12 protein-coding genes are annotated in these 16,152 nt (G+C 46.3%); 8 read left to right on the top strand and 4 right to left on the bottom strand.

Going from position 1 to position 16,152, the window contains the following annotated elements:
* The first annotated feature begins 62 nt into the window (after nt 1-62).
* From ACM5Q9_RS04110 to ACM5Q9_RS04075, 8 genes are all read left to right on the top strand, one after another.
* Nucleotides 63-1,379 carry an anti-sigma factor domain-containing protein gene (locus tag ACM5Q9_RS04110; protein ID WP_418143458.1) on the top strand — a complete coding sequence of 439 codons (1,317 nt, stop codon included), beginning with the start codon at nt 63-65 and terminating at the stop codon, nt 1,377-1,379.
* 215 nt (nt 1,380-1,594) lie between these two features.
* Nucleotides 1,595-4,522 carry a monovalent cation/H+ antiporter subunit A gene (locus tag ACM5Q9_RS04105; RefSeq protein WP_418143457.1) on the top strand — a complete coding sequence of 976 codons (2,928 nt, stop codon included), beginning with the start codon at nt 1,595-1,597 and terminating at the stop codon, nt 4,520-4,522.
* Nucleotides 4,523-4,867 carry a Na+/H+ antiporter subunit C gene (locus tag ACM5Q9_RS04100; RefSeq protein ID WP_418143456.1) on the top strand — a complete coding sequence of 115 codons (345 nt, stop codon included), beginning with the start codon at nt 4,523-4,525 and terminating at the stop codon, nt 4,865-4,867.
* Nucleotides 4,864-6,504, top strand: a complete 1,641-nt coding sequence (locus ACM5Q9_RS04095) for a monovalent cation/H+ antiporter subunit D (protein ID WP_418143455.1) — start codon at nt 4,864-4,866, stop codon at nt 6,502-6,504. The genes ACM5Q9_RS04100 and ACM5Q9_RS04095 overlap by 4 nt, the downstream gene beginning before the upstream one ends.
* Entirely contained in the window at nt 6,501-6,989 is a 489-nt protein-coding gene (locus tag ACM5Q9_RS04090; RefSeq protein WP_418143454.1) for a Na+/H+ antiporter subunit E, read from the top strand. Before ACM5Q9_RS04095 ends, ACM5Q9_RS04090 begins: the two co-directional genes overlap by 4 nt.
* Nucleotides 6,986-7,267: a K+/H+ antiporter subunit F gene (locus tag ACM5Q9_RS04085; protein ID WP_418143453.1), complete on the top strand. Its 282-nt coding sequence runs from the start codon at nt 6,986-6,988 to the stop codon at nt 7,265-7,267. The genes ACM5Q9_RS04090 and ACM5Q9_RS04085 overlap by 4 nt, the downstream gene beginning before the upstream one ends.
* Complete coding sequence (gene mnhG, locus ACM5Q9_RS04080; RefSeq protein WP_418143452.1) at nt 7,264-7,578, top strand: monovalent cation/H(+) antiporter subunit G; 315 nt, start codon at nt 7,264-7,266, stop codon at nt 7,576-7,578. Before ACM5Q9_RS04085 ends, mnhG begins: the two co-directional genes overlap by 4 nt.
* A gap of 18 nt (nt 7,579-7,596) precedes the next feature.
* Entirely contained in the window at nt 7,597-9,975 is a 2,379-nt protein-coding gene (locus ACM5Q9_RS04075; RefSeq protein ID WP_418143451.1) for a DUF3772 domain-containing protein, read from the top strand.
* Between the two features lie 119 nt (nt 9,976-10,094).
* Here ACM5Q9_RS04075 and ACM5Q9_RS04070 read toward each other — a convergent pair whose 3' ends face one another.
* Genes ACM5Q9_RS04070 through ACM5Q9_RS04055 form a run of 4 tightly spaced genes read right to left on the bottom strand, consistent with a single transcriptional unit; the run spans nt 10,095 to nt 16,147 of the window.
* On the bottom strand, nt 10,095-10,682 hold the full coding sequence (locus tag ACM5Q9_RS04070; protein WP_418143450.1) for a nitroreductase: 588 nt from the start codon (nt 10,680-10,682) through the stop codon (nt 10,095-10,097).
* A 31-nt stretch (nt 10,683-10,713) separates the two neighbouring features.
* Nucleotides 10,714-11,424, bottom strand: coding sequence for a pyridoxine 5'-phosphate synthase (locus ACM5Q9_RS04065; protein WP_418143449.1), 711 nt, complete (start codon nt 11,422-11,424; stop codon nt 10,714-10,716).
* Between the two features lie 20 nt (nt 11,425-11,444).
* Nucleotides 11,445-12,893, bottom strand: a complete 1,449-nt coding sequence (locus tag ACM5Q9_RS04060) for an efflux transporter outer membrane subunit (protein WP_418143448.1) — start codon at nt 12,891-12,893, stop codon at nt 11,445-11,447.
* Nucleotides 12,890-16,147 (bottom strand): multidrug efflux RND transporter permease subunit, encoded by a 3,258-nt coding sequence (locus ACM5Q9_RS04055; protein WP_418143447.1) that lies wholly within the window; start codon nt 16,145-16,147, stop codon nt 12,890-12,892. Before ACM5Q9_RS04055 ends, ACM5Q9_RS04060 begins: the two co-directional genes overlap by 4 nt.
* Between the last annotated feature and the right edge of the window lie 5 nt (nt 16,148-16,152).

Here is a 16,152-nt window from a genome sequence, read left to right as displayed (position 1 = left end):
TTTAAGGTTAAACTCGAAAAAAAATATTTTGGTAATGTAAATATAAAGACTGGGAAAAGAAAATGTTTAACAAGTCTACTTCTTTTCAATATGAAAAGACGCTAAAAGCCTGCGGAAAAGGCCAAAAAAGCGCTATACAGAGTTTATATAAACACGATGCCCCTCAGATGCTGGCCCTGGCATTTCGCATTTTTGGCAATTTGAGTTATGCGGAACAGGCGGTTCAGCGTGCGTTTGTTACCATCTGGAAAAATGCCCATACCTATAACGAAGAAGCTGGTCCGGCAAAAGGATGGATTTACAGCATCCTTCGCTACCATATTGGTGTCGTGTATAAACAGCACTACGACGATCTGCAGTCCGCCCAGCAAAACCGGGATTCAGCACTTGTAGAACCCCTTGGTCATTTGCAGGCTGGAATACACGCAAGTCATGCGCCACATACCGGATTTCATGCCTTTTTAGAAGAGCTTCCCCTTGAGCCCCAAAGCTGCCTGATCAATATGTATTTCAGCTCGGGTGAGCAGGCAGGAACGGCTACCTTGCTGAATATGCCATTGGGCCGTTTCAAGGAAAATATTTTATTGGGCCTGCGTCATCTATCTAAAAAACTGGATAATTTTCCTTATCACGCCGAGAATGAAAAAATCGGTGAATATGTATTAGGAGGATTGAGTGGCGAAGAAGAGCGTCATGTCCTACGGCTTTTCAACCAGGACAGCACAGCAGCCAGCATAGCGCTGATATGGGAAGAGCATTTCACCCATTACCTGGATCAACTGCCCGAACAGCCGTTGCACCCGCGTTTATGGAGCAGCATCAAGCACAACATGCAAAATACCGAAGAGGTCAGCGGTATCCTGGACACTATTCAGGAACCGGGTAAGCCAGGATTGTCCGGTTTGCTGGCACGCATTCGCGAAACAGGCAAAAAGCTTAGCAATAATCTGAAGTTATGGCAAATAACAAGTCTGGTACTGGCGATTGTTTCAGTTTTGCTTATCAGCATTTTCCCATCATCGTCGAATATGGCCAAAATGATTGCTGTTTTGTCGTCACTCGGTCAGAACCATCAGGCCGCATGGGTACTTAAGGTAACTGAAGACGGTACTGCCCGGCTCAAGCCATTGGTTCAGCAAAATATTGATGAAAATCTTGAAATGGAAATCTGGACGCAATCAGCGGCATCAAGCAATGATTACCGTTCCCTTGGAACCTTTAAGTCAAGCAATCCTTTCACCATTAGCCCTGAAATACTGGGGCAGGTTACTGCAGGGCAACTTTTCCAGATTAGCCTGGAGCCGGTAGGTGGATCCAATGCCAACAAACCAACCGGTTCGATTTTATATCAGGGCAGTTTAATTGATTTAAGCAATTGATTCATTGCATCAAAATATGAAGATTAATTAGACATTCATGAAATCATCACAATCTTCACTAAATAACGTGAAAATCTCTATAAATATCTGCATCTAAACCGGAAAAGTGATTTATGCGAAAAATATTTTGAATTATGGGCAAATCTGAGACAAGTAACATATAAAAATATCGTATTATCAAGGTTGTAACAATTCAATTTTTGATCCCCTGTCAAATGCCCCTTGTTTTAATTGTCGTACTCCCTTTCCTTGGCAGTATTTTAGCTGCCATTTTGCCCCCTAATGCCCGAAACCAGGAATCCTGGCTGGCTGGCATTATTGCGGTTGTGTGTGCAGGACTGGTTATTTCTACGGCACCTGCCATCTTCAACGGAGAGGTACTGGTACATAATATAGACTGGCTTCCTTCACTGGGCGTCAACATGACGTTCAGAATGGATGGTTTTGCCTGGCTATTCGCAGTTCTGGTTACCGTCATGGGGGCATTGGTTGTTTTATATGCCCGTTACTACATGGATCCGGCCGATCCGGTACCTAGGTTTTTCTCATTTTTCCTGGCATTCATGGGGTCCATGCTAGGTGTGGTTCTATCTGGCAACGTTATTCAGCTGGTTATTTTCTGGGAACTTACCAGCCTTTCCTCCTTCATGCTAATTGCGTATTGGCATCACCGCCAGGATGCCCGCCGTGGTGCACGCATGGCACTTACCATCACTGCTGCAGGTGGATTTTGCCTGCTTGCCGGCATGCTGATGATCGGCCATATCGTAGGCAGTTACGAACTGAGTGAAATTCTTGCTTCGGGCAATATGATCCGAAACCATCCCTGGTATATCCCCATCCTGGTATTGGTTTCTTTGGGTGCACTAACCAAAAGCGCCCAGTTCCCATTCCATTTCTGGCTGCCCAATGCCATGGCGGCGCCTACACCGGTATCCGCCTATTTGCACTCGGCTACCATGGTCAAGGCGGGTGTTTTTATCCTGGCCCGTTTCTGGCCCATACTTGCCAGTACCGACCAATGGTTCTGGATTATTGGCGGTGCTGGAATGTGTTCGTTGCTGATTGGTGCTTTTGCCGCCACTTTCCAGCAGGACATGAAAGGCGTACTTGCCTACTCCACGATCAGCCATCTGGGCCTCATCACCCTGCTTTTGGGCTTGAACAGCGAACTCGCGCTTATTGCAGCCATTTTTCATATGATCAACCATGCCACTTTTAAGGCATCCCTATTTATGGCTACCGGCATTGTAGACCATGAAACCGGGACGCGTGACATGGGGATTTTATCAGGCCTGCGAAAGGCCATGCCTATCACGGCTACTCTGGCTATTGTTGCTGCTGCTGCCATGGCAGGCGTTCCTTTGCTTAATGGTTTCTTGTCCAAAGAGATGTTCTTTTCCGAAACGCTGTTCGTGAACCAGACATCTTACTCAAGTTACCTGCTGCCAAGCCTGGCTGTTTTGGCCAGTGCTTTCAGCGTTGCTTATTCCCTGCGCTTCATTACCCAGGTGTTTTTTGGCAAACCGGCTACCAATTTACCCCGCAAGCCACATGACCCCCCACACTGGATGCTTTTTCCCAGTGCTGTCCTGGTTTTGCTTTGCATACTCATCGGTATTTTCCCTGCACAGGTTATCGGCTCGATCCTCAAGGTAGCTGCAACAGCTATCCTGGGCGATCAACTACCCGCTTATAGCCTGGCAATTTGGCACGGTTTCAACCTACCGCTAACAATGAGTATTCTTGCCTTGATCGGTGGTATTTCATTACTGTACGTGCTTAAACCCCTATTCCGTTCTTATCCGGGACAAACACCGGTGTTATACCGTTTTGATGGCAGAAAATCGTTTGATGCAGTCATGAACGGGATTGATAACATTGCCTATATCTTGCTTGAATGGTTTTCCAGCAAACGCCTACAGCCACAGATTATGTGGATTGTAATTATTACCCTGGTGGTAGGCATGTTGCCACTGCTGGGCGGTGACTGGTTACATTTTAAGCAACCCTTTTCTTTTGATCCGGCCTTTGCCCTTCTTTGGGTTGTCGGCGGCGCCTGTGCCATCGGTGCGGCTTATCTAGCCAAGTACAACCGTTTCCGTGCCCTGGCGCTTTCAGGGGGAGCCGGCCTTATAACCTGCATAACTTTTGCATGGTTATCGGCCCCCGACCTTGCACTGACACAACTGGTGGTTGAAACCGTTACTGTGGTTCTCATTCTGCTGGGGTTGCGCTGGCTGCCTCGTCGTGTCATAGAAGAATCCCAGGTGACTCCTTTGCAGGCGTTTATTCGCAGGTTTCGGGATTTGGCGATTGCCATAAGCTGCGGCTTAGGCTTGTCCGCGCTAGTGTATATCATGCTTACCCGGGACAAACCTGATGGCCTGTCTTCCTTCTTCCTGGAAAAAGCCTTGCCCGAAGGCGGCGGTAATAACGTGGTTAACGTTATTCTGGTTGATTTCCGTGGTTTTGATACTTATGGTGAAATTAGTGTTTTGGGTATTGTGGCCATAACCGTTTATGCTCTGTTGCGCCGGTTCCGTCCGCCACAAGAAAGCATTCATGCGCTTGAAAACCGCCATGAAATTCAAACCATCGATGCCGATGGACTAACCAATGAGCACAGCTTGCCCAAAGGCATTTTGCTGGTCCCGAATGTGCTCGGAAGATTAATGCTGCCGGTGATCACCCTTGTTTCCTTTTATTTCTTATTACGTGGTCATAATCTGCCTGGTGGCGGGTTTGTTGGTGGGCTTATCTTTGCCACGGGGATTATTCTTCAGTATATGCTTAGCGGCATTCACTGGGTGGAAAGCCGCTCAAGAGTCAGGCCGCAATACTGGATTTCCATTGGTTTGTTAATTGCAGGCGGTTCATCCATGCTTGCATGGTGGGTAGGCCAACCTTTCCTGTCAGCCATTAGCTGGGATGTTTATTTGCCTGTCATTGGCAAATTGCATCTTTCCAGTGTCATCCTTTTTGATATTGGCGTTTACGCGCTGGTCGTGGGTGCAACTACTTTCATGTTGGTTGCCCTTGCCCACCAATCCCTGCGCTTCTATCGTAAAACACCACCCGCTGAAATCGAAAGCGATACAGGAACCAGTGCTAAATTCAATTTTTCAGATCGAGTCAATTAAATGGAAATCATCTATTCATTAGCCATAGGAGTATTGGCCGGATCGGGTATATGGCTTTTACTAAGGCCACGAACCTTTCAGGTTATTATGGGACTTACGCTGGTTTCATACGCCGTGAACCTGTTTATTTTTGGCATGGGTCGACTCTCTGTTGGCGCCCCTCCAATTATCGAGGCAGGTACAGTTGTTGATGTTTCCACTTATGCTGACCCCGTTCCTCAGGCACTGGTACTAACAGCCATTGTTATCGGCTTTGCGACAACCGCCCTCTATCTGGTGGTGTTACTGGCCTTGCGTGGCTTGTCGAATACTGATCACGTAGATGGCACGGAGTACAATTCATGATGGGTTGGCTGGATCATTTACCCATTTTGCCTGTTGCTGTGCCCATGATGGCAGGCGCCCTCATGCTACTTCTGAAAGACTCACGGCGTAAAGCCCTGACCGGGCTGGCTTTTGTGTCTGTCACCATACAGCTTGTTGTTGCCGTGACCTTGCTTTTAATGACGGCTGGTATTATATCCAATGACTGGAACAATCAGATTGGTGTGTATTTGCTGGGTAACTGGATAGCACCCTTTGGCATTGTCTTCGTCGTCGACAAGCTTTCAGCGGTCATGCTGGTTCTTACCATTGTACTGGGTATTTCTGCGCTTATCTATTCAACTGCTTTCTGGGATCGGGTCGGCATTCATTTTCACCCCCTTTTCCAGTTCATTCTAATGGGTCTAAATGGTGCGTTTTTAACCGGTGATTTATTCAATCTCTTTGTCTTCTTCGAGATTTTCCTGGCTGCATCATATGGTTTACTTCTGCATGGCTCTGGGTCACGAAGAGTTTCTTCAGGCTTGCATTACATTACCGTCAATCTGATCGGTGCATCATTACTGCTTATCAGTATCTCTCTTATTTATGGGGTTACCGGTACGCTGAACATGGCCGATCTTGGTATCAAAGCAGGCATGTTGGATGCAGAAAACCGCAAACTGTTTGAGACTGCCTGCGCCATTTTGGGTATTGCCTTTTTAGTCAAGGCAGCCGCCTGGCCACTTAATTTCTGGTTACCCAACGCGTATGCGGCCGCTTGTGCTCCGGTTGCTGCCCTGTTTGCCATCATGACCAAGGTGGGAATTTATGCTTTGGTCAGAATGGGATCCCTGCTTTTACCCACTGGCGCACCTGCCGCCTTTGGTGGTGAATGGATGTACGCCATTGGCCTTGGCACCCTTTTATTTGGCACATTTGGTATTCTGGCAGAAAAAAATACAGGGCGATTGGTTGGCTACAGCATTATTCTGTCTTCTGGAACCCTGCTTACAGCACTGGGTATGCCGGGTGTTACCTTAACGGGCCCTTCCCTTTTCTACCTCATCAGCTCCGTGCTCACTACAGGGGCTTTCTTCATGCTGGTAGAGTTAATCAAACGTACGGAATCTTTCGGCTCCAATGTGCTTTCTGTCAGTTTTGAAGCGTTTGGTCTTGATGAAGACAAAACATCCGATTATTCCGGTGACGTCGTTGGTGTCGCTATTCCAGCAGCGCTGGCTTTTCTTGGCCTTTCCTTCTTTACCTGCGCCATTCTGATTGCCTGCATGCCACCTTTTTCCGGTTTCGTGGCAAAATTTGCCTTGCTATCTTCAGCCCTTGAGCTAACCGACAACAATTTAACCGGGCCTTCCATTAGCGCTTGGTTGCTCGTGATAGCCATGCTGACTTCCGGCCTTGCAACTGTCATTGCCTTGGGACGATCAGGCGTACGGCTATTTTGGAATTCGGATACCTTGCAAACACCCAAGCTTAGTATTCGTGAAGCCATACCGGTCAGTGTTTTATTGCTTAGCTGTATTGTACTTTCAATTTTTGCCGGCCCTGTCATGGACTTTCTGGCCGAGACCGCAAGTTCACTGGATGACCCGAATCAATATATTAATGCTGTCATTACGCAAGCATCCAATAAACCCGTTTCAGGGGGACTACAATGAGAAAACTTTTTTTCTGGTTCCCCATGACCGTCTTTCTTTTACTTATCTGGATGTTGCTGGCCAATGCGCTTAGCATCGGCCAGTTTATACTAGGATCAATATTGTCATTAGGCCTTGTTTTAGGTTCGCAGCGCTTGCGTCCTTTGCTTGGCCACCCCAAAAAAACCTTAACCATCCTGAAATTATTTTTCATGGTTATTGCTGATATTGCCTATTCCAACTGGATTGTAGGGATATTAATCTTACAAGGTAAAAGTGCTCATCGTACTCCAGGCTTCATCAATATCCCCCTTGATATACGCGACCCTCATGGACTGGCCATCTTATCGTGCATTATTACTTACACACCAGGTACTGTATGGTCCGGTCTTACTGAAGATGATTTTATTCTGCGTCTTCATGTTCTTAACCTGAAAGAAGAATCTGAATGGATTCACACCATCAAGGATCGTTATGAAGCAAATTTGATGGAGATATTCGAATGAACCTGATCCTTACCTGGGCATGTTATTTTGCCATTTGCTGCTTTTCACTAGCCCTTTTTTGTGCCTTTATCAGGCTGGTCAATGGCCCAACCCCTCAAGACAGGGTTTTGGGTCTTGACATCATGTATATCAATGGCATGTTATTAATTATAGTGCTGGGCATGCTTTACAGAACTTCCTGGTACTTTGATATTGCCTTATTAATCAGTCTGTTGGGCTTTGTTTCTTCTTCTGCGCTCTCTAAATTTCTGCTACGTGGCGAGGTAATCGAACCATGAATGACATTCCTGCCTGGATTGCTATTCCTGCGGCCATTTTTCTGGTGGCCGGCGGGCTTGTTACGCTCATTGGATCTGTTGGATTAATCCGGTTTGAAGACTTCAAAAGCCGCATTCATGCGCCAACATTGGGTAACACATTCGGTACCATGTTTACCTTGTTGGCGTCTATACTGTTGTCCTTTCATTTGTCCGACCGCGTATTCTTCCATGAAATAATTATTATGGTTTTTTTATTTCTTACTTCGCCAGTCACTACCATGTTGTTAATGCGCTCTTATATTTTGCGGCTTGAGCGTATCGGAAAATAACTCTTATATTCAAACGTTATGCTGCCTAGATTTATCCTGTCTATCATTATTATTTTCCTGACATTCAGCACAAATGTTTACGCGGAAAACGGGCAAAAACTGCCACTTCTTGAAGATATTCAGGCCAGTATTGATGAACTGCCTAAAACAATAGAAAACAATAACGATATACAAAAAATTCTGGATAAGTTAAAAACGATCCAGGACGCTGCACAGCAAATCATTAGTGTCAAAACCCAGGAGTTGGCCGATATTGATGCAAAGTTAAGTAACCTGATTGACGCTCCAAAGCCTGATGAAAAGCAAGGTCCTGTCACGCCTGAGGCACGAGACATAGAAGCGCAACGCACCGCTTTGCAGAAAGAACGGGAACGCCTTGATGCCAATATCAAATTAGCCAAGTTATTGATTAGTGAAGGAGACCAGCGTAGCCTGAAGATGATGGCAGAGAGCCGGGCACAGTTCCAAGCCGAATTATTTGAAAGGGTACGCTCTCCGCTCAAGCCATCTTTCTGGCAAGATTTATCACGTTCATGGTCTTCTGATTTCCCCAGAGTACAGCAATTTACCGAGTCTGTTTTATCCGTTTTCAAACAAGCGCTAGAACCTGAAAACAAAAATTTCTTTTATACCGGTATTTTTCTTGCATTATTTACCATCTTTGTGCTTAACCGGCTTTTGCAAAATCTGATACGACTGGTTGCAGTAGAAAAGATTCCAACAGGACGGGCCCGTCGTTCCCTGGTGGCAGTTGGCATTATCCTTAACAATGTAATCATTACTGGTTTATCCGCCTACTTTTTATATGCTGGATTAAACTGGAACAATATTGTCAGCCCTGATCTACAGGAGTATCTGACTTCACTGATTTATACGATTACTTTTGCTTCACTAATTACAGGCCTAGGTAATGCATTATTCTCGGTCCGTCACGAATCCTGGCGTTTGCCGCCACTCAGCGACTCCCTGGTGAAGGCTCTCAAGCCTTATCCATGCTTGATTGCCACACTAATTGTGGTACACCAATCAATCATCATTAGCAGTTCCAAGGTTGGCATTACCTTGGGCACAGAGGTTGGACTTAGGGTAATTTCAAACCTCACCATGGTGGTATTGGGCTTTTTGATTCTAGGTAAAATTTCCCGCTATTACCGTGTCACTCCACTAAATGATCAAGATGTTAATAGTCAGGTACCTGCAACGGTATGGCCAGTCGTGCTTCGAATCCTGTGCTGGATCATTGTAACTGGAACACTGGTTTTCACACTGATTGGATTTGTTGCCCTCGGTTCCTTTCTTATTACCCAGTTACTCTGGATAGTGATTATCCTGGCAACCTTTTACATATTATTCAAATTAAGTGAGGACTTGTTTCAGGCCAGTATTGCATCACAAGGTTTTATTGGAAAACGTCTGGTAGAACAATATGAAATCACACCCAATTTCCTGAATCAGCTGTCAACCATTTTATCAGCGCTTACAAAGCTGATGCTGTTTTATTTGTTGGTTATGATCTTGCTGGTACCTTTTGGCACCAGACTAACCGGTTTGTTCAACCGGGATGGAAAGTTGGATGAGTTTTTAAAAACCTGGCAAAACTTTATCACGCCAGGCATGCTGATAAGTGCAATCATGATTATTCTTGGCGGTGTGGTTATTGGCCGCCTGCTTAAAAACTGGCTTGTTAGCAAATATTTTCCCAATACCAATATTGATTCTGGCGTACGCACAAGCATAGTAACCGTAGTGGGCTATCTGGTTGCCATTATCACTGTAAGTCTCGCGCTATCTACCTTTGGAATCAGCCTTGAAAAACTGACCTGGATTGCCAGTGCTCTTTCTGTTGGTATCGGTTTTGGTCTTCAGGCAATTGTTCAGAACTTTATCTCTGGCTTGATCATGTTGGTTGAAAGACCCGTCAAGGTTGGTGACTGGGTTGTAATTGGTACACAAGAAGGCGATATACGGCGTATTAACGTCAGGGCTACAGAAATCCAGCTTGGCGACCGCTCTACCTTGATTGTTCCAAATTCCGAATTCATTACCAAATCAGTACGGAACATGACACTTAGTAAAACTGAAGGTCGTGTGCAAATCCGTCTTCCCCTCCCGCTCTCGGTCAATCCTGCTCATGTCAGGGATATTATCTTGTCAATTTTTGATAATAATGAAGATGTTCTTGACGATCAGGGCTTGGAACCCTATATTCGCCTAGATGGAATTGATGGAGGCAACCTGATCATGATAGCAACGTGCTTCGTGATTAGCCCCCGCCTGGCAGGACGTATTAAAAGCGAACTGTTATTTGAAATAATCAATAGACTTCACCAGGAAAATATCCTGCTCAGCATGCCTTTGCAAATTGAACAAATAAACTCTGTGTCCAGCAATAATTAATTAACGCGTAAGCGCAGACTATAACATTGTCTGCGCTTACGTATGGCTCATGACTTTTTGTGCAACTGCCCAAACAAAACAACACAAGATATATTTAAAAATCTGGTGTTGCCACTTCATCAGCCTTTATTAACAGCCGGGCCCGTCCACTCATCGGTGAACAACTCGTAGCTTAAACGCTCTTTCTGAGGGATGGGCATTTTGGGGGTACCAATCGCCAAAAAGCCCATGAAGCGATAATCCAGGGCATCAAACCCTAAAGCGGTTTGAAACTCGTCTATATAAGTAGCAATACCGGTGCTCCAGAATGCACCATAACCTAGCATGTGTGTGGCATTCAGTATATTAGTCACCGCAGCTCCTGTTGCCAGCATACGCTCGGATTCACTGATTTTTGTATTGCTATAATCAATATAGCACGCAACCGCAATAATCAACGGAACTTCAGAAAGCCATTGGCGGGTTGCCGCTTCCTTGTCGGGATTAAAAGGTTCAGCACTGGCTTGCCTTAAACCAATAGAAATATCGGCAAATTTTTTGATTGCTTCGCCACGAATAATTTTGAAGCGCCATGGTCGTAATGCTCCATGATCGGGAGCCGAGATGGCCGTCTGCAATATAAGAGCCAACTCTTCATCTGAAGGAGCTGGAGAAGTAACCATTTTCATGGAATTACGATTCAGAAGATAGTTAATTGCTTCATTCATGGCAATACCTGTATAAATATTAGTCGAAAGATTAACGCAGCAGCGCTTTCATGTCCCGGACTGCTTTTTCCCAACCATCGAAAATTGCCTGTGCAACGATAGCATGACCAATATTAAGCTCTGAAATTCCACCCAATGCAACAATGGCCTGGACATTCTGGTAATGCAGGCCATGACCAGCATGCACTTTCAGGCCAGCCCTGAGCCCTTCGGCAATGGCTAAGCGCAAGCGCGCCAATTCTGACTCAATTGTATCTGCAGGTGCCTCTGAATAAGCACCTGTATGCAATTCGATAACCGTAGCACCTGCCTCGGCGGCCGCATGAATTTGATCAATATTGGGGTCTATAAATAAAGAAACCCTTGAACCGGCATCGTGCAACCTGGAGACTGCCGATTTAACCTGTTCAAATGAATCAATGACATTAAGTCCGCCTTCCGTGGTTAATTCCTGACGACGTTCAGGCACCAGACAGATATCATGTGGCTTGACATTACAGGCAATATCCAGCATTTCATTGGTAATTGCACATTCAAGATTCATGCGGGTGGTAAGCAGGGGAAGAATGTCATAAACATCTTTGTCCTGAATATGCCGGCGATCTTCTCGCAGATGCAAGGTGATGACATCGGCACCAGCCTGCTCCGCCAACAAGGCAGCTTTGATAGGGTCGGGATAGACACTATGGCGCTGTTGGCGGATAGTGGCTACGTGATCAATATTTACACCTAAATCAATCATAAAATACCGAATGCAAAAAATTATTTTGAAATAACGGAGGTTTGTGTCCAACCACCACCCAGGGCTTTATAAAGTTCGATGCGATTCTGGATTGAATCGAATCCGGTTTGCAAAAAGCCTTGCTGCACTGCAAATAAAGCAACTTCTGCAGATTGTACCTGCAGGAAACTGTCTATACCGTTTGAATAACGTAGATTGGCAATTTTAAGTGTTTCATAAGCGGCAGCCTGTTGCGCCCGCAATGCATCCAGCTGTGACTGGTAAGTGGATTCACCTGCCAAAGCATCAGCGACTTCGCTGAATGCACTCTGTATGGATTTTTCATATTCAGCGACGGCAATATCGCTACGTACTTCAGCCAGGTTAAGGTTGTTTCTTAATTTACCTGCAGTGAATATCGGGATATTAATGACAGGATTGAATGACCACATGCCATTACCTCCCCCAAACAGGGAGCCCAGGTCGGGGCTGGCAAATCCTAATAATCCCGTTAAAGAAATGGACGGGAAGAATGCCGCACGGGCAGCTCCAATGTTGGCATTAGCCGCTTTCAAGCTATTTTCGGCGGCAAGAATATCAGGCCGGCGGGTTAACAAGTCAGAGGGCAATCCGGTGGGCAATTTTGCCATTACCACATCACTGCCAAACGGTGCTGCTGGTGGTAGATTAGTTGGAATTGGCTGACCAAGAATTAATTGCAAAGCATTCCTGGCTCGCATTTCACTACGAGTGATTTCTGACAGGGAGGCTTTAGCTGCTTCAAGGGTGGTTTTTGCCTGATTGACATCCAGTATTGAGGCCACACCACCGCTATAGCGACTTTGAACCAGATTAAGGGTTCCTTGACGTGACTTGATGGTTTTGTTTATGAGCTCTTTTTGAGCCTCAAGATTCCTGAGGGTAAAATAAGTGGAAGCAAGTTGGCCGATCAGGTTAATTTGAACCGTCGTGCGTGCTTGCTGTGTTGCCAGAAATTGCTCAAAGGCTGCTTCAGACAGGCTTTTTTGGCGACCAAAAAAATCAAGCTCAAAATTGGTCATGCCAATGCCGGCAATATTACTGCGGGAAACAGAGGGTGATAATGCCCCACCCGCCCGCATGTCTTCCGGCATGCGTTGTGCAGTTTGCTGTGCATTTACGCCAATTTGCGGGAAGCGATCACTGCGTTGTATACCATACAGGGCACGAGCTTCTTCGACCCGCTGGATCGCTATCCGCATGTCACGGTTATTTTCAAGGGCAATGGGAATAAGGGCTTTCAGCCGTTCATCCTTGAAAAAAGTTTCCCAACCCAGGTCAGCCGTATGCTGGACGGCATCAGCAGAAGCCGATGTCCCTTCTTGCCCAGGGAACTGATCGGGTACGGGCATACCTGGGCGTTCGTATTTCGGACTTAAGGAACACCCAGCCAACACGGTAGACAACAAAATGACAGACAGCTTTGGAGAGAATTTTTTTACAATATTCATTTTTCAGGTTTACTCTCATTTGGTTGAGTTTTACTGCTGCCTGCATTTGACTGATCAAGCGCTTCTATTTCGGCAACATCTTTATAGATTTCGTGCCGGTAAGCATACTCTTCTTTTTGAGTTTCAAAAAACTCGGCCTGTTCACCCAACAAACGTGGCCGGGTTTTGAAAATCTTCATGACGACAACAAAAAACACGGGAACAAAGAGTACAGAGAAAGGAGTGGCAGCCAGCATGCCACCAAGCACCGCAACCCCCACTGCACGTTGACCGGCGGCACCAGCACCGTCAGCCATTACCAAAGGTAGCACACCAAGAATAAAAGCGAAAGATGTCATGACAATGGGCCTGAAACGCAAGCGTGCAGCTTCCATGGTGGACTCGATCAAATCCCTACCCGATGCATAGGCATCTTTGGCAAACTCCACAATCAGAATGGCATTTTTGGCAGACAAGCCAATCACGGTAATCATACCTACCTGGAAGTAAATATCATTGGACATCCCTGAAAAGGTAACCAAGCCAATCGTACCCAGCATACCAAGCGGAACGATCAACATGGCTGATACTGGTATTGTCCAGCTTTCATACAAGGCAGCGAGTACCAGGAAAACCACGATCAGGGATAGCGCCATGGTAATGGGTGCCTGATTTCCTGCCTGGATTTCCTGGAATGACAGGCCTGCCCACTCATAACCGATACCTGTGGGCAATTGGCCGATCAATCGCTCTATTTCTGCCATAGCTTCACCGTTGGAAAAACCGGGTTTAGCTTGTCCGCTAATGGAAATGGAGTCAAAGCTGTTAAAGCGGCTGACCTGGGTTGGGCCTTGGGTCCAATCAAGCTTGACGAAAGATGACATATCCACCAGTTCACCGGAAGCATTATGAACCTTGAGCTTAAGAATATCTTCGGGTGTCATGCGGTACTGGGCGTCTGACTGAACCCAAACGTTTTGCATCCATCCGGTATTGGGGAATTTACCCAAATAACCCGAACCGATGGCGCTACCCAGTACATTGGCAACTTCAGTCATGTTGACGCCGAGAATAGCTGCTTTCTCGCGATCAATGTTGACGTTAAGTTGTGGTCCGGGACCAAGGCCCGAGATACGGACTTGGGTCAGGATTTCGCTTGTTTGAGCCAATCCTAACAATTGGTTAGCCGCATTACGTAACGCCATTTGACCCAGTGAACCACGGTCTTGCAGCCTTAAGTCAAAACCGGTTGCTGTTCCCAAAGAGGGAATGGCAGGTGGAATAACCGCAAAAACCATGGCGTCGGGTATTCCAAACAGCAAGCTGCCGGTTGCTTTGGCTGAAAGAGCCTGGGCGGATTGCCCTGGCCCCTGCCGTTCCGTAAAATCCTTTAAAGGCACGAAGGCAATTGCAGAGTTAAGCCCTGTACCACTGAAGCTAAAGCCCTGGACCGTTATGATGTTTTTCATTTCAGGCAGTTTGGAAAAATAACTTTCTACCTCGTCAATGACTTCAAGGGTACGGTTAGCAGAAACACCGGATGGCAATTCAATATTGGCAATCATGAAGCCCTGGTCTTCATCGGGCAGGAACGAACTAGGCAAGCGTAAAAACATATACGCCATACCCACTGATAGAATCAGATAGATCAGCATCATGCGTCCACCTTTTCTGATAAAAGCACCAACCCAACCTGAGTAGCCGGCAGTTATTTTATTGAAGAAACGGTTAAACCAGCCAAAAAAACCTTTTTTGTCTTCATGGTGCCCCTTTGCAACGGGTTTTAAAATAGTTGCACACAGAGCAGGCGTAAAGGTTAAGGCAAAGAAAGCCGAAAAGCCGATTGAGACAATCATGGATACGGCAAACTGGCGATAAATTACACCCGCAGAACCGCTCATGAATACCAAGGGAAGAAACACAGTCATCAGGACCAGGGTAATACCTACAATGGCACCCCCAATCTGGGGCATGGCCTTAAGCGTAGCATCCTTGGGTGAGAGTCCTTCTTCGGACATGATACGCTCAACGTTTTCAACCACAACAATCGCATCATCCACCAGAATACCAATCGCCAGAACCATGGCAAACATGGTCAGCGTGTTAATGGAGTAACCCATAAACAGCAAGGTAACCACCGTACCCATTAACGCAATAGGCACTACGACGGCTGGAATGACCGTATACCTGATATTTTGAAGGAATACGAACATCACGATAAACACCAGGATCATCGCTTCCACCAGCGTATTTATCACTTGCGTAATGGAGGCCTCAACGTAAGGTGACGTATCATAAGGAATACTGTAGGTCACGTTCTCGGGAAAATAACGAGAAAGATTTTCCATTTCATCCCTGATCAAATTTGCTGTTGACAGCGCATTGGCATTAGGGGCCAGTGAAATGGCGAAAGAAGCGGATGGAGAACCATTCAGGCGAGAGCTAAACTGATAAGAATCTGAGCCGATTTCAACTCTGGCTACATCCTTGACCCGTACCACGGAGCCATCAGGATTTGCACGCAAAACGATATTGGCAAATTCTTCTTCCGTTTCCAGTTGGCCGTTTGTGGAAACAATCGCACTGGTTGCCTGGTCAGCTGGTGTAGGAGGAGAACCCAGCGTACCGGCTGAGATTGCCCGGTTTTGCGCAGCCAGTGCGGCACTGACATCAGTCATTGTCATACCATAGCTGGTTAGCTTGGCAGGGTCAGTCCAGATACGCATGGCCCGAGGTGCGGCAAACAACTGAAACGTACCCACCCCTTCAATACGTGAAATCGAGTTCTGAATATTCCGGGTAATATAGTCACCCAATTCGGCTGCCGAAGTGGAGCCGTCGGTTGAACTGAGTGCAACAATCAATAAGAAGCCGGCCGAACTCTTGCTAAACCTGAGGCCTTGATCCATAACTGCCTGGGGCAATTTGGACGATATGTTGGCCACTTTGTTCTGAACCTCAACCTGCGCCATATTTGGATCAGTACCAGGTTTGAAAATGACGTCAATATCCGAGCGGCCATAAGCATCACTGGTTGATGAGTAATAAAGAAGGTTTTCCGCCCCGTTAAGTTCATTTTCTATGACACTGGTAACTTGCTGGGCCACATCTTCAGCAGTAGCACCAGGGTAAGTGGCGCTGATGTTAATGGTTGGTGGTGCTACTTCCGGGTATTGCGCCACCGGCATGAACGGGATTGCAATTACACCCGCAAAGAAAACGATGATGGCAATAACCCAGGCGAAAATCGGGCGATTAATAAAGAAGTTTGACATATATC

The organism is Advenella sp. RU8 (assembly GCF_048381675.1).
GTDB lineage: Bacteria > Pseudomonadota > Gammaproteobacteria > Burkholderiales > Burkholderiaceae_B > Advenella.
This window is presented reverse-complemented; position numbering and strand designations above follow the sequence as displayed.

Excerpts from the sequence above, each read along its gene's own strand:
- ACM5Q9_RS04075 (WP_418143451.1), top strand. The coding sequence starts at position 7,597 with ATGCTGCCTAGATTTATCCTGTCTATCATTATTATTTTCCTGACATTC.
- ACM5Q9_RS04105 (WP_418143457.1), top strand. The coding sequence starts at position 1,595 with ATGCCCCTTGTTTTAATTGTCGTACTCCCTTTCCTTGGCAGTATTTTA.
- ACM5Q9_RS04055 (WP_418143447.1), bottom strand. The coding sequence starts at position 16,147 with ATGTCAAACTTCTTTATTAATCGCCCGATTTTCGCCTGGGTTATTGCC.
- ACM5Q9_RS04095 (WP_418143455.1), top strand. The coding sequence starts at position 4,864 with ATGATGGGTTGGCTGGATCATTTACCCATTTTGCCTGTTGCTGTGCCC.
- ACM5Q9_RS04090 (WP_418143454.1), top strand. The coding sequence starts at position 6,501 with ATGAGAAAACTTTTTTTCTGGTTCCCCATGACCGTCTTTCTTTTACTT.
- ACM5Q9_RS04070 (WP_418143450.1), bottom strand. The coding sequence starts at position 10,682 with ATGAATGAAGCAATTAACTATCTTCTGAATCGTAATTCCATGAAAATG.
- ACM5Q9_RS04060 (WP_418143448.1), bottom strand. The coding sequence starts at position 12,893 with ATGAATATTGTAAAAAAATTCTCTCCAAAGCTGTCTGTCATTTTGTTG.
- mnhG (WP_418143452.1), top strand. The coding sequence starts at position 7,264 with ATGAATGACATTCCTGCCTGGATTGCTATTCCTGCGGCCATTTTTCTG.
- ACM5Q9_RS04110 (WP_418143458.1), top strand. The coding sequence starts at position 63 with ATGTTTAACAAGTCTACTTCTTTTCAATATGAAAAGACGCTAAAAGCC.
- ACM5Q9_RS04085 (WP_418143453.1), top strand. The coding sequence starts at position 6,986 with ATGAACCTGATCCTTACCTGGGCATGTTATTTTGCCATTTGCTGCTTT.
- ACM5Q9_RS04100 (WP_418143456.1), top strand. The coding sequence starts at position 4,523 with ATGGAAATCATCTATTCATTAGCCATAGGAGTATTGGCCGGATCGGGT.
- ACM5Q9_RS04065 (WP_418143449.1), bottom strand. The coding sequence starts at position 11,424 with ATGATTGATTTAGGTGTAAATATTGATCACGTAGCCACTATCCGCCAA.